Raw genomic sequence first — 13,367 nt, 5'->3', positions numbered from 1 at the left:
TAAAATTTTTACACCACAAATGGTGTAAAAATTTATCTTTTTTGCCTAAATTTTATATTATCTTTAAGTTTGATTATTGTATAAACTAGACAAATATTATTAGCTTAGAAAGGTTATAATGGCTCTTTTAATAACAAAAGATTGCGTATGTTGTGACGCTTGTAGAGAAGAATGTCCTGATGAGGCTATTTATGAACATAGTCCAATTTATGTTATTGATGCTGATCTTTGCTCTGAATGTGTGAATGATTTTTCAGAACCTGCTTGCATAGTAGCCTGTCCTTATGAATGCATCATTCCAGATCCTGATAACATAGAAAGCATAGAAGAGTTAAAATTAAAAAATCGTAATAGAGATTTATAATGGCAAAAAAAACCGCTGTTGTTGATTTAGGATCAAATTCAATTAGAATGGTGATTTTTGAAAAAACTTCAAGATATGGTTTTTATACAACTTGTGAATACAAACGTAAAGTAAGACTAGGAGAAAATTCTTACAACAATGGTAAAATTCTTCAAGAAGAAGCCATGCAAAAAGCTGAAAATGCTTTAAAATTTTTCAAACAATGCTCTTTAAAACATAAATGTAAGAAAATTTTTATCATAGGAACTTCGGCTTTAAGAGATGCTCCAAATTCTAAAGAATTTATAAAAAGAATTAAAAATAACCTCAATTTAAATATTCGATGTATTGATGGGAAAGAAGAAAGTTATCTGGGTGGCTTAGCCGCTTTAAATCTTTTAAGCCCTTTTAAAGATGCCACTACTCTTGATATAGGCGGAGGATCAAGTGAACTTTGCTTGATTAAAAATAATAAAATAATTTCTTGTATTTCTTTAGATATAGGAACAGTCAGATTAAAAGAATTGTTTTTTGATAAAGGAAAAACCGCCAAATCTTTAGATCAATTTATCGATCCAATTTTAAAACAAATCCCTAAAGAATTTTGTAATCACAATCTTATAGCCATAGGTGGAAGCTTAAGAGCTATTTCAAATTCTATTATGCAAAAAAATTCTTATCCTTTGAAAAATTTACATGATTTTCGCTACGATTTAGAAGATGAAAAAGAACATATTGAAAAAATCCTTGAAGCTAAGATTGATTCTTTGGCAAATTTTGGTATTAAAAAAGATCGTTTTGATACTATCAAAAAAGGAATTTTTATATTTTTAAAAATTGCCCAAAAACTTAATGCAAAACATATTATAACAAGTGGAGTAGGAATTAGAGAAGGAATATATTTAAAAGATTTATTACGTCCAAATAATCGTTTTCCTGTGAATTTTAATCCTAGTTTAAAATCTTTACAAGATAGATTTTTACAAGAAGATAAAAATAATCATACAGCTAAATTCGCAATGCAATTATTTAATGTCTTAAAAAGTATTCACAAAATTCATGATCATTACAAACAAAGCTTACTAGCCGCGGCTAAACTATGTCATATAGGAGAATATTTAAATTTTTATTTTTCAAATGAACACTCTGCACATTTTATTTTAGGTGGATTAAACTATGGTTTTTCGCACAAAGAAAAAGTTTTAATCGCAAATATTATTAAGCTGAATGGAAAAAAAATTAATCCTTATAATCTAGAACCCCATAAACAACTTTTGCCTAATTTTCATATTCTTTCTTGGCTAAATTTCATACTTAATCTAGCAAAAACTCTAAATAATACCAATGAAAACAAAATTAATTTTACTGTTTTAGATAATACGCTTTATATTTTTAACGAATTTAAAGAATTAAATTTACCAAAAGAAGAATTGAAAAAAATTGCAAAACCTGCATCAATTGCTTTAAGTCTTAATCAAAAGCCTTAAAGCTATTTTTTCTGACGCTGTTCTATAAGATTTTGTATGCGTTTTTTATTTTCCTCAAAAAAAGAATCAAAATTCTTTTCTTTTTTTTCTAAATCAATTTGTCCCTGCTCTGCTTCTGCGCTCTCTAAAACAATATTGGAATTGCCTATTATCATGGTATATCTTTTATGGGCATATTCAAAAACGACTAATTGATTATTTTTATCTAAAAATCTTTGAAAAACCATACGAAAATCTCTTGAAATACCGCTTTTTTTTGAAATCAAAGAATTTTTAAGCCACCAAAGTATTGCAAGCAAAATTATTAAAATCACCATAACTAAAATATAGTTTGTATAATCATATTTAACCAAATTTGCATCCTTAAATTCAAATGGAGTTTCTTTTTCTTGATTTGATTTTAAAATAGAATCTTGATTTAATTTTTCTTGTTTATTTTGCTGTGTAACTCGAATTCTTACTCCAAATTTATCATTAATAGAACTCACATTAAGTGAAATATTTTGTTTATTTTTTAACATAATATAAGTATCATTATTTTTCGAGCTAATGCTAACCCTATCGACAAGTTTAGAATTTAAATTTTTTAACTCGTCTTTAGAATATGTTAATTTGCTAAAAGTTAAAAGAATGAAATTTTTATCTTTTGTTTGAGAAATTTTTCCATTATAAGCATTATCAAAAGAAAGCATCAAATCTACTCGATCATTTCTATCATAAATATTATAATCGACTAATTTAACTGCAAACAAAGGCAAAACTAAAAAGCACAATAAGAAAAATTTCATTTATATTTCTTTTTTAAAGTATTGAAGCACAGTTTTAGAATCTAAAATTTCATTTATTCTTATTGCTAGATTTTTTTCATAAACCATCACTTCACCCTTACCAAAAATACGCTTATTGATGTAAAGTTCCACACTTTCACCGGCAGGTTTTTCAAGATCAATCACAGAACCCACTTCCAATCTTAAAAGATCTGCCACACTCATATTTGTCGTTCCAAGCTCGCTAACAAAATCCACACTGATATCTAAAATATCTTCGTAAGATTGCAAAAGCCCATGAGCTTCAAATTCTACTTCATTACCCATTATTGACAATATCCTATTCTAAAACGATAATCTTTAAAACCATAAGTTAATGACTGGTCTAAAATAATATTTGGATTATGTACCCTTCCTAAATATTCTGGAATACCAAGACTATACTCATCATCAACGCCTTTAGCATCATTGAGCAATTTTTTTGCATATCCTACAATCTGATTGGCACACTCTTTAGAAAGATCGCATCTGTCATCTTCTTGAATATCTTCTCCAATGAAAATGGTTGAAACTAAATGCAAAAATTCTGTCGAAAAAAATAAATAAAAATTATATTCCCTGCCACTTTTTTTCACCACGCAAATACTAGAGCCATAAAATTCACCTTTTAATTCCTTAATAGGTTTCATATGAACCCCTAGAATGTGCTCAAAAAAATGTGTTGTAGAGTATTCAAGAGTTTTTAACATAATCCATTAACCGCCTTTAAATTAAAACCCTATAATTATTATAGAACATAATAAAATAATTTTGCTTATAAACTATTTATAAGCTAGATAAATTATATAAAAATTATAAATATTAAAACTCCATCCACCATTAAACATAAGATAATACTTAGCTTAATAAGATAAAATGTTTAACTTAAAAATAACATTTTATTAGGAAAAAATATGGATTTTTCAGATCTACCTTATTTATTAATAGGCATATTTTCAGGTATAACTTCGGGTCTTTTTGGTATAGGCGGAGGTATGGTTATTGTTCCTGCAATGCTCGTTTTAAATGAAAGCTCTCATCATGCGATTGGAATTTCTGTCTTACAAATGATTTTTGCTGCAATTTTTGGATCTTATATCAATTACAAAAAGAAAAATTTAAATATTAAAGATGGCATCGTTATAGGACTTGGTGGACTTCTAGGTGCAAGTTTTAGTGGACTGCTTTTAAAATTTTTAAATGATATTAGCTTAACAACAATCTTTTTATGTGTCAGTTGTGTTTTTTTCATAAAATATGCTTTTGGTATTAAAGAAAATGCTGTTAAAAGTGAAAGAAGTGCTTTTCAAAAAAATATTATTTTATTTATAGCTGGCTCTTTTACTGGAATTTTTGCGATTTCTTTAGGTATAGGCGGAGGACTTTTGATCGCTCCAATTCTGGCTTATTTTTTAGGATATGATAGTAAAAAAGTAGTTTCTTTATCTTTATTTTTTATCATTTTTGCTTCTATTTCTGGAGTTTTATCTCTATCAACTTCAGGAGTTATTGATCATGTAGTAATTCACAAAGGTGTTATTGTGGGCATTGCCTCCATGGTAGGAGTTTTCATTGGTATAAAAATCATTGAAAAAATGCAAATTTCTTCTCATAGAAAAATTTTACTTTGTATTTATGCCTTATCCATACTTGGAACAACACATTCCTTACTTAAAAAACTTGCAATCATAAGCTTTTAGTAAAATTGTGTTAAAATTTTAATTTATTTAAGTATAAATTTTTAGGAAAAGTGATGAATGATAAAATTAAAATTATTGGTGCCAAAGAGAATAATTTAAAAAATATTGATCTTGAAATTCCAAAAAATAAACTTATAGTCTTTACAGGACTTAGCGGTAGCGGAAAATCAACACTTGCTTTTGGGACACTCTATGCCGAAGGACAACGCCGCTACATAGAAAGCTTAAGTGCTTATGCGAGACAATTTTTAGATAAAGTGGGCAAACCCGATGTAGATAAAATAGAAGGCTTAACTCCAGCCATTGCCATCGATCAAAAAACCACCTCTAAAAATCCCCGCTCTACCGTCGGGACCATCACTGAAATTTATGACTATCTAAGACTTTTATACGCAAGAATAGGTATTCAACATTGCCATCAATGCGGTCAAGAAATTTCATCTATGAGTGCTAATGACATAGTCAATGAAATTTTAAAATTTCCTAAAGGGGCAAAGATTATTATTTATGCACCTTTAATAAGAGAAAAAAAGGGAACCTATACTGATTTGCTTGAAAATTTACGCAATAAAGGCTATGTTAGAGCACAAATTGATGGAGTTTTAGTTAGACTTGATGAAGAAATAGAACTCGCAAAAACAAAAAAACACACGATAAAATTAGTCATTGATCGCCTTGAAATTAGTGAAGATTTGCTTTCAAGACTTGCAAGCGATATCGAAAAAGGCTTAGAAGAAAGTTTTGGAGAGATTGAAATCGAAGTTTTAAATCACGAAGAAGTAGGCATCAATAAACACTATCATTATAGTGAGCATTCAGCTTGTTTTAATTGTAAAATTTCTTTTGTCCCTTTAGAACCCTTAAGCTTTTCATTTAATTCCCCAAAAGGCGCTTGTCAATCTTGCGATGGCCTAGGCATTCGTTATACTTTGGATATGAAAAAAATCATTGATGAAAATTTAAGTATAGAAAATGGCGCTGTAAAAATCATGTATGGCTTTAACAAAAGTTATTATTATAAATTTTTAATCGCCTTTTGCGAACAAAATGAAATTTCCATCAAAAAACCTTTTTTAGAACTTAGCGAAGAAGAAAAACGTCTTATATTGTACGGCAACGCAAAAACTATAGAATTTTTTTGGAAAAGAAATCGCTTAAAAAGAACTTTTGAAGGCGTTGTTAAAATGGCTTATGAAATGCTAAAAGATGAAAAAGATTTAGGCGAATACATGAGTGAAAAAATCTGCAAAGATTGTCAAGGACACCGTTTAAAGCCTGAAAGTTTAGCTGTTCGTGTTGCCAAAAAAGATTTGGGTGAAATTTTAGATATGAGTATAGAAGACAGCACGACTTTTTTTTCCAATGAAAAAAATTTCTCCTATTTAAGCAAACAACAAAAACTTATCGCAAAGCCTATTTTAAAAGAAATCAATGAAAGACTTTTCTTTTTATATGATGTAGGCCTTGGTTATCTTTCTTTAGGGCGTGATGCAAGAACTATTAGCGGAGGGGAGGCACAAAGAATTCGCATTGCCTCCCAAATTGGAAGCGGATTAAGCGGGGTTATGTATGTTTTAGATGAACCAAGTATTGGACTTCATGAAAGAGATACAGCAAAACTCATTAAAACTTTAAGAAATTTACAACAAAAAGGCAACACCTTAATCGTCGTAGAGCATGATAAAATGACTATAGAAGAAGCAGATTTTATAGTCGATATTGGCCCAAAAGCTGGAAAATTTGGAGGGGAAGTTGTATTTTGTGGAACTTATAAAGAGCTTTTAAAAAGCAAAAGTGAAACTGCGCTTTATATGAATGGTAAAAAACAAATTTCACAACTTCACAATAGAAAACAAGAAGAATGGCTAGGGCTTAAAAATGTTAATATTAACAATATCAAAAATTTAAGTGTTAAGTTTCCTTTACAAAATTTAGTTGCCATTACCGGTGTTTCAGGATCAGGAAAAAGTTCTCTTATACTTCAAACCCTTTTACCTTTTGCGCAAGAAGAATTAAATCGTGCTAAAAAAGTTAAAAAACTTGGTGGTGTAGAAATCGAAGGACTTGATAAATTAGATAAGGTTATTTATCTTGATCAAAGTCCTATAGGAAGAACTCCGCGTTCTAATCCTGCTACCTATACTGGCGCTATGGATGAAATAAGAAATCTTTTTGCAGCTACTAAAGAAGCAAAAATGCGAGGCTATAAAGCAGGACGTTTCTCTTTTAATGTTAAAGGGGGGCGTTGTGAAAAATGCAGCGGCGATGGAGAAATTAAAATAGAAATGCATTTTTTACCTGATGTTATGGTGGTTTGCGATACTTGTCATGGAAAACGCTATAATGATGCCACTCTAGAAATTAAATACAAAGGCAAAAATATAAGCGAAATATTAAATATGAGTGTTTTAGAGGCAAATGAATTTTTTGCTTCAGTACCAAAGATTCGCCAAAAATTAGAAACTTTGGTTAAGGTAGGACTTGATTATCTTACCTTGGGGCAAAATGCCACAACTTTAAGTGGTGGAGAAGCTCAAAGAATCAAACTAGCCAAAGAATTAAGTAGAAGTGATACTGGAAAAACACTTTATATCCTTGATGAACCTACCACTGGACTTCATTTTGAAGATGTTAATAAACTTATTTCTGTATTACAACATTTAGTCGATCTTAAAAATTCTGTTTTTGTCATAGAACATAATTTAGATGTTATTAAAAATGCTGATTATATTATTGATATGGGCCCAGAAGGAGGGATAAAAGGTGGAAAAATTATCAGCACAGGAAGTGTAGAAAAAGTAGCTAAAGATCATAAAAAAACAGGATCTTATACTGGATATTATCTAGATTTAGAACTTAAAAATACTAAAAAATTAAAATGACACAAGCGCAAAAAAATAGTATTTTTTAAGATTAAAAAACTAAGTTTTTATATATTTTTGCGCTTTATTTAATTTTATTTATGTGTTTTCTTATGAAGGAGTGCAAAGTTTAACTGAAGTTTCTAGCGAATTTCTTTATATTAGTGGTATGTTCATATGGCTTTTTCTTGCCTTTATATAGCTTTTACTTTTATTTTTATAGTAATAAAAATACATTTTTTATTTTCTTCATTTTATTAATTATCTTGCTATTAAAATTTAACGGCAAGATAAAACCTATAAAGGATTCTTATAGGTTTTAATAATATCTTTATGATCATTTGTGCGATCTAAAATATAAATAATATCATTTTTTACGGCCATAGATTTTGGATTTTCAAGCCCATTTATTGTATATACATCTATAATTTTAGCATTCTTATAATCAATCACAAGCATAGTGCTATAACGCAAACTTAAAGCCAGCATTTTATCTCCAATTATATCGGCTGCAATAATATAATAATCATTAATATTTCTATCTTTTTTAAGCTTTAAATTTTTATCTACGCTTAAGACAGATTCTCCACTTAAAAGATAATCTTTTGTACTTGCATAAGATAATATAAGTTTAGGACTAAATTGATTTGGAACCGTAATAAGATATAAAAAATTACCATCGTTAGTATAAGAATGAACATAATTTTGCTTAGATCTTATAGTTAAAATATATTTTCTTGAAGGCTCATACCATCCTTCTTTGTGAGAAAAAAATGCTGGCACAATAGATCCACTAGTTTGTTTAAATGCTTGCCATTCAAGCATAGGATCAATTTTCACTTCTTTAGAAACTTTTTGAGTCCCACTAAAAGTTTTATTAAAAGCCCCTATAATCAATTTATCACCAACAAAAGTAGCGCCAACTATATACTTCATATCATTACCATTGGTTTTATCAAATAAAACGAAACCATTTGATCTGTTAAAATCTTTAGTATAAACCACAGCCATTTCATTGGTTATTAAAGCAAACTCGTCGCTATTTTTATTATAAGCTATAGCATTAATCGATTTAAATTGATTTAATTCTGGAATAGTAATTTCATAACTGCGATTAAGAGATATAATACTCTTATTGATTTCAAAGGCACCTTTAGAACTATCTCTTTCAAAAGTTAAATTTTTTGGTTCATTTAAATCTTTGATAAATACACTTTCTGGAACATTTTTACCTAAAAGATTAAATTTAACTAATCTACTCCAAACTTCAGTTGTCCAAGTTTTTGTCATAATTGACATATCAAAAGTCAAACGATCAGGATTAGATTTTCCAGTAAATGGAGGAATTCCATTGACAATTAAAGCTTGAAAAGCATTAGAGCAAACCACTATAAAAGAAAGCGTAAATACAATTTTTGAATATAGACTTAAAGGCTTTGGTTTCATTTTTTCACTCGCTAAATCTCGCATCATAGAACTTTTTTTACGTATAAAAAGAAGAGCTAAGCTCATTACTACTACAACACACCAATAAACCACAACAGCCCAAGTATAAGTATGAGCTCCTACAAGCTTATCTCCAAGTCCCATACCCACATCTCTTTGCCACCAACTAGCAGTATGGCGAATTCCCATATAAATTCCATAAGATGCAAATAAAAAAACACAAACAATATATTTTACCTGTGGTCCATAACGTAAAATAAGCATCCCTAAAACACCTATAATCACCATTCCTATGCGTTCAAACCAACAAAGAGTGCAAGGTGATTCATTGTGAAAATATCCTAAATATATATTAGCAAATCCAACCGACACAGCGAGTATAAGTAATACCGCAGTTGTCATAAACAGATAAAAATACTGATCATTTTTATTTAAATAAGCATTCATTGTTTCACTCCTTACCAATTACCACTTGGAATAACAGAATCAAAACTAGCTATTAAATACATAAAATAATTTAAACACGCGCCTATAAGAAAAATTCCAAAAATCAATCTTTCTCTTTCTGGTTTTATCAATATAAGCAATATAGAAATTGCTAATAAAACAAGTATAGTAAATTCCATAAACTGACTCCTTGATTTTGAAGATTATAAATTATATAAAAATAAAAATTAAATAAAAATTATAATTTTTTAATATAAAATTAATATTTTATAAAAATATAGACATTTTAAACAATTTAAAATATAATATTTATTTTATTTGGCGGATTAAAATGTTTGATTTTTTATATAGTGATATAAGCTATTTAGGGCTTTTTTTAGTATGCTTTCTCTCAAGTACTCTTTTGCCTTTAGCAAGCGAAGCTTTTGTTTTAGGTTTTATAAAACTCAATTTCAACCCAACACTTGTGCTGATAATAGCTACTTTAGGTAATACTTTAGGAAGTTTAAGCACCTACGGCTTAGCTTTTTTGGGTAAAAAAAATATTTTGGAAAAATATTTTAAAAAATCTTTAAAAAAACTTGAAAAATGGGATACAAATTTTTTTAAATTTGGTGCCTTTTTTGCTTTTTTTACTTTTTTACCTTTGGTTGGTGATATTTTTGCACTTGGACTAGGTTTTGCTAAATATCCTTTCTTAAAAAGTACCTTTTTTATTTTGCTTGGAAAATTTAGCCGTTATTTTTTTATCATTTTTTTATCAAGTTATTTTTAAAATCATAAGTTTTTAATATAAAAATTGACATAATATAAAAAATTTTAATCCAAAAATTAAGAGAAAGATTTTGAAAACTTTAACAATTATAGATACTTTTGGCTTTTTTTTCAGACTTTTTTATGCTTTAAAAGGTTTTAAAAATTCCCAAGGACAAGCTAGTGGAATGATTAGTGGCTTTGCTAATTTCATTTATAGTTTAAAAAATGAATATCAAAGCGATTATATTATCTTTGCACTAGATTCTAAAGGAAAAACTTTTAGAAGTGATATCGATCCAAATTATAAACAAAATAGAACTCCTCCGCCTCCTGAATTATTAGAACAAATTCCAATCTGTATTGACATGATAGAAAAAATGGGGTTTATGAATATTTCTTGCGAAGGATATGAAGCTGATGATATCATCGCTTCTGTGGTAAAAACTTTTAAAAATGAAGATGTTTTTATCCGTATCATCACTCAAGATAAGGATCTTTATCAGCTTATAAAAAATGGAAAAACAAGCATTTATAGTCCTATTTCAAAAAATGAATACAACGAAGAAGCTTGTTTGGAAAAATATGGTGTTAAACCTTGTCAAATTAGAGATTTTTTAGCACTTTGTGGGGATACTTCAGATAATATTCCAGGAGTTAAAGGTATAGGAGCTAAAGGAGCTAAAAAACTACTTGATGAATTTGAAAATATTGAAAATATATATGAAAATCTAACATTGATCCGCAATGAAAGAACTCGTTCTTTGCTTTTAGAAGGAAAAGAGAATGCTTTTTTGAGTAAAAAACTCACTTCCTTATATGAAGATTTAAAATTTGAAAATTTACTCGAAAAAGCTGTATTTCCTAAAGGCGAGCCTCTTTTAAATGTGCTTGAAATTTTAAAACATTATGAGCTTAATTCCTTGCTAAAAAAATTACATAACAATTCTGAAAATAACGATAAAAAATTAGATTTTAAAGCTAATTTAATTTTAGATGAAGATAAACTTTTTGAAATTTTAAATTCGCTCAATCAAGAAAGCATTGTTGCCTTTGATACAGAAACTACAGGACTTGATATTAAAGAAGCTAAAATTGTAGGATTTAGCTTTTGCATTAGTGAAAATGAAGCTTTTTATGTGCCTTTAACACATAGCTATTTAGGAGTAAAAGAACAAATTTCACTTTCAAGTGCCAAAAAAGCAATAGAATTAATTTTTAGACATTTCGTAATAGGACACAATCTAAAATACGATTTTCAAATAATTCAAAACAATTTTGCTTTAAATCCTCCAAAAAATTACGCAGATACTATGATTTTAGCTTGGCTTTTTAATCCATCTTTAAAAGTTAATATGGATGATTTAGCCCTTAGACTTTTTGATTATGAAACCTTACATTTTGAAAATCTTGTAAAAAAAGGTGAAAATTTTGCAAATGTAGAACTTGAAAAAGCTTGCCAATACGCAGCTGAAGATGCTTACATTACCTTAAAATTTTATCTTTATTTTATAAAAAATCTTGATCCTAGCTTATTAGAAATTGCTAAAAATCATGAATTTAATTTTATAAAAATCATTATGATGATGGAAGAAAATGGAATTAAGCTTAATACTCAAGCGCTTGAAAGTTTAATGAAAAAATTTGAAGGTGAAATTAAAAACTTAAGTGAAGAAATTTACACACTATGCCAGGATAAATTCAATCTTAATTCACCAAAACAAGTGGGTGATATACTCTTTGAAAAATTAAAACTTCCTAGCGGCAAAAAAACCAAAACAGGTTATTCTACAGATGAAAAAGTTTTAAATGAAATCATTGATCAACATCCAGTTGTAGCTAAAATTCTAGATTATAGAGAACTTGCAAAACTTTATTCTACCTATTGCGAACCTTTGATAAAACTAGCTTTAAAAGATAAAAATTCACGTATTTATTCAAGTTTTTTACAAACTGGAACGGCTACAGGACGTCTTTCTTCAAAAGATCCAAATTTGCAAAATATCCCTGCGCATGGACAATATGCTAAAGATTATAAATCATGTTTTATCGCTCAAGATGGTTTTAGTTTTATTAGTCTTGATTATTCTCAAATTGAACTTAGAATGCTCGCACATTTTAGCGAAGATGAAAAACTCTTAAATGCTTTTGAAAACAATGAAGACATTCATGCTAAAACAGCTTTAATGATTTTTGGAGAAAACAACTACCAAACAAGAAGTGTTGCAAAAAGCATTAATTTTGGTCTGATTTATGGAATGGGCTATAAAACCTTGAGCAAAAATTTAAAAATTGAAACCAATCTTGCAAAATCTTATATAGAAAAATATTTTGAAAATTTTACCAGTATTAAAAATTATTTTGAAAAAGTTAAAAAAGAAGCAAAACAAAATGGTTTTATCTCAACTCTGCTAGGACGCAAACGTTATTTTGATTTTGAAAATGCAAAACCTATGCAACTGGCTATGTATGAAAGAGAAAGTATTAATTCTATCTTACAAGGTTCTGCTGCAGATATCATCAAATTAGCCATGATAGAAATTTCAAAAGATTTGGATAAAAACAAAAAACTCATTTTGCAAATTCACGATGAATTAATTTTTGAAGTTAAAGATGATTTATGTGTAAATTTTGTTAAAAAAGCTAGTGATATTATGGAAAATATAGTAAAATTAAAAGTAAAATTACAAACAAGTTCTAGCATCGCCAAAAAATGGGGCGATTTAAGCAAATAAGGAGAAATAATGGATCTTTCAACCATACTAGGGATGGTTCTTGCGGTAACTAGTATTTCTGTAGGGGATATATTAGAAGGGGGAAATCCTTTACATGTTATTCACCTTTCTTCTTTTCTTATTGTGATGCCAACTGCTGCTTTTTGCGCTATGACTTCAACTCATAAAAAGATTGTTAAAGCAGCTTATAAGGAATTAAAAATCGTTTTTAAAGGTTCAGGGGTTAATTTACCAGAAAGAATAGCCCAATTGATTGAATTTGCAGTTATAGCACGTAGAGATGGGCTCTTAGCCCTTGAATCAAGAACTAATGAAATTGAAAATGAATTTTTAAGAAATGCTATGATGATGCTTGTTGATGGTAAAAGTTTTGAAGAAATTCATGAAAGCATGGAAATTCAAACTGAGCAATTAGAAGAACATTATAAAGAATGTGCTGAATACTGGATAGTCTTTGGGGAAACTTGTCCGACTATGGGGCTCGTCGGAGCAGTTTTTGGTTTAATTTTGGCTCTTAAACTTTTAGATAACCCTCAAGCAATGGCAGCAGGTATTTCTGGTGCATTTACAGCTACGGTTACTGGAATCTTTGGAGCATATGCTCTATATACTCCATGGGGTAGAAAAATGAAAGCTAATGGCATGGATTTTGTTAAAGAACAAATTGTCATCACAGAAGCTGTTAAAGGCATAGCAGAAGGAGCAAATCCTAGAGATTTGGAAGCTAAGCTCTTTAATTTCTTAAGTCATGATGATGTTAGAATCTCACAATTTGACAAAGGTTAAAAA

The 13,367-nt window shown here is 28.8% G+C and carries 12 protein-coding genes and 1 pseudogene; 8 read left to right on the top strand and 5 right to left on the bottom strand.

The genetic code is table 11. The annotated features are described in order from the left end of the window. Nucleotides 1-118: 118 nt before the first annotated feature. Nucleotides 119-364, top strand: a complete 246-nt coding sequence (locus H2277_RS01730) for a YfhL family 4Fe-4S dicluster ferredoxin (protein WP_137623267.1) — start codon at nucleotides 119-121, stop codon at nucleotides 362-364. After that, nucleotides 364-1,830, top strand: coding sequence for a Ppx/GppA phosphatase family protein (locus tag H2277_RS01725; protein ID WP_337200682.1), 1,467 nt, complete (start codon nucleotides 364-366; stop codon nucleotides 1,828-1,830). The genes H2277_RS01730 and H2277_RS01725 overlap by 1 nt, the downstream gene beginning before the upstream one ends. Before the next feature lie 2 nt (nucleotides 1,831-1,832). Here the strand turns inward: H2277_RS01725 and H2277_RS01720 are convergent, their stop codons facing one another. From H2277_RS01720 to H2277_RS01710, 3 genes are read right to left on the bottom strand one after another with little or no spacing between them, the layout of a single operon-like run. Continuing rightward, nucleotides 1,833-2,618, bottom strand: coding sequence for a hypothetical protein (locus H2277_RS01720; RefSeq protein WP_337200681.1), 786 nt, complete (start codon nucleotides 2,616-2,618; stop codon nucleotides 1,833-1,835). Beyond that, a complete protein-coding gene (gene fliN / locus H2277_RS01715) occupies nucleotides 2,619-2,924 on the bottom strand; it encodes a flagellar motor switch protein FliN (protein WP_337200680.1) in 306 nt (101 codons plus the stop codon). Then, nucleotides 2,924-3,346 (bottom strand): hypothetical protein, encoded by a 423-nt coding sequence (locus tag H2277_RS01710; RefSeq protein WP_337200679.1) that lies wholly within the window; start codon nucleotides 3,344-3,346, stop codon nucleotides 2,924-2,926. The genes fliN and H2277_RS01710 overlap by 1 nt, the downstream gene beginning before the upstream one ends. Nucleotides 3,347-3,550: 204 nt before the next feature. On the opposite strand from H2277_RS01710, the gene H2277_RS01705 reads away from it, so the two are divergent. The 3 genes and pseudogenes from H2277_RS01705 to H2277_RS01695 form a co-directional block, all read left to right on the top strand. Next, nucleotides 3,551-4,336, top strand: a complete 786-nt coding sequence (locus H2277_RS01705; protein ID WP_337200678.1) for a sulfite exporter TauE/SafE family protein — start codon at nucleotides 3,551-3,553, stop codon at nucleotides 4,334-4,336. A gap of 53 nt (nucleotides 4,337-4,389) precedes the next feature. Beyond that, the gene (uvrA, locus tag H2277_RS01700; RefSeq protein ID WP_337200677.1) at nucleotides 4,390-7,218 is read left to right on the top strand and encodes an excinuclease ABC subunit UvrA; all 2,829 of its coding nucleotides are present in this window, start codon (nucleotides 4,390-4,392) and stop codon (nucleotides 7,216-7,218) included. A gap of 15 nt (nucleotides 7,219-7,233) precedes the next feature. Further along, nucleotides 7,234-7,449, top strand: a pseudogene (locus H2277_RS01695) (hypothetical protein); the annotation flags it as partial. A gap of 45 nt (nucleotides 7,450-7,494) precedes the next feature. Here the strand turns inward: H2277_RS01695 and H2277_RS01690 are convergent. Next, nucleotides 7,495-9,090, bottom strand: coding sequence for a disulfide bond formation protein B (locus H2277_RS01690; protein WP_337200676.1), 1,596 nt, complete (start codon nucleotides 9,088-9,090; stop codon nucleotides 7,495-7,497). An 11-nt stretch (nucleotides 9,091-9,101) separates the two neighbouring features. Beyond that, nucleotides 9,102-9,269, bottom strand: coding sequence for a hypothetical protein (locus H2277_RS01685; protein ID WP_171000065.1), 168 nt, complete (start codon nucleotides 9,267-9,269; stop codon nucleotides 9,102-9,104). 152 nt (nucleotides 9,270-9,421) lie between these two features. Between H2277_RS01685 and H2277_RS01680 the strand changes: the two genes are divergently transcribed. From H2277_RS01680 to motA, 3 genes are all read left to right on the top strand, one after another. After that, nucleotides 9,422-9,865 (top strand): YqaA family protein, encoded by a 444-nt coding sequence (locus tag H2277_RS01680; RefSeq protein WP_337200674.1) that lies wholly within the window; start codon nucleotides 9,422-9,424, stop codon nucleotides 9,863-9,865. A 70-nt stretch (nucleotides 9,866-9,935) separates the two neighbouring features. Next, nucleotides 9,936-12,578 carry a DNA polymerase I gene (gene polA / locus H2277_RS01675; RefSeq protein ID WP_337200672.1) on the top strand — a complete coding sequence of 881 codons (2,643 nt, stop codon included), beginning with the start codon at nucleotides 9,936-9,938 and terminating at the stop codon, nucleotides 12,576-12,578. A 9-nt stretch (nucleotides 12,579-12,587) separates the two neighbouring features. Continuing rightward, nucleotides 12,588-13,364, top strand: a complete 777-nt coding sequence (gene motA, locus H2277_RS01670; protein ID WP_337200671.1) for a flagellar motor stator protein MotA — start codon at nucleotides 12,588-12,590, stop codon at nucleotides 13,362-13,364. Nucleotides 13,365-13,367: the final 3 nt, after the last annotated feature.

This window comes from Campylobacter sp. W0014 (assembly GCF_020135975.1).
GTDB lineage: Bacteria > Campylobacterota > Campylobacteria > Campylobacterales > Campylobacteraceae > Campylobacter_D.
Note: the sequence above shows the minus strand (reverse complement) of the source record. Positions and strands in the feature narration are given on the sequence as shown.

What these genes read in the sequence shown, in the direction of transcription:
- H2277_RS01690 (WP_337200676.1), bottom strand. Translation starts at nt 9,090, where the DNA reads ATGAATGCTTATTTAAATAAAAATGATCAGTATTTTTATCTGTTTATG.
- motA (WP_337200671.1), top strand. Translation starts at nt 12,588, where the DNA reads ATGGATCTTTCAACCATACTAGGGATGGTTCTTGCGGTAACTAGTATT.
- uvrA (WP_337200677.1), top strand. Translation starts at nt 4,390, where the DNA reads ATGAATGATAAAATTAAAATTATTGGTGCCAAAGAGAATAATTTAAAA.
- fliN (WP_337200680.1), bottom strand. Translation starts at nt 2,924, where the DNA reads ATGGGTAATGAAGTAGAATTTGAAGCTCATGGGCTTTTGCAATCTTAC.
- H2277_RS01710 (WP_337200679.1), bottom strand. Translation starts at nt 3,346, where the DNA reads ATGTTAAAAACTCTTGAATACTCTACAACACATTTTTTTGAGCACATT.
- H2277_RS01720 (WP_337200681.1), bottom strand. Translation starts at nt 2,618, where the DNA reads ATGAAATTTTTCTTATTGTGCTTTTTAGTTTTGCCTTTGTTTGCAGTT.
- H2277_RS01705 (WP_337200678.1), top strand. Translation starts at nt 3,551, where the DNA reads ATGGATTTTTCAGATCTACCTTATTTATTAATAGGCATATTTTCAGGT.
- H2277_RS01730 (WP_137623267.1), top strand. Translation starts at nt 119, where the DNA reads ATGGCTCTTTTAATAACAAAAGATTGCGTATGTTGTGACGCTTGTAGA.
- H2277_RS01685 (WP_171000065.1), bottom strand. Translation starts at nt 9,269, where the DNA reads ATGGAATTTACTATACTTGTTTTATTAGCAATTTCTATATTGCTTATA.
- H2277_RS01680 (WP_337200674.1), top strand. Translation starts at nt 9,422, where the DNA reads ATGTTTGATTTTTTATATAGTGATATAAGCTATTTAGGGCTTTTTTTA.
- H2277_RS01725 (WP_337200682.1), top strand. Translation starts at nt 364, where the DNA reads ATGGCAAAAAAAACCGCTGTTGTTGATTTAGGATCAAATTCAATTAGA.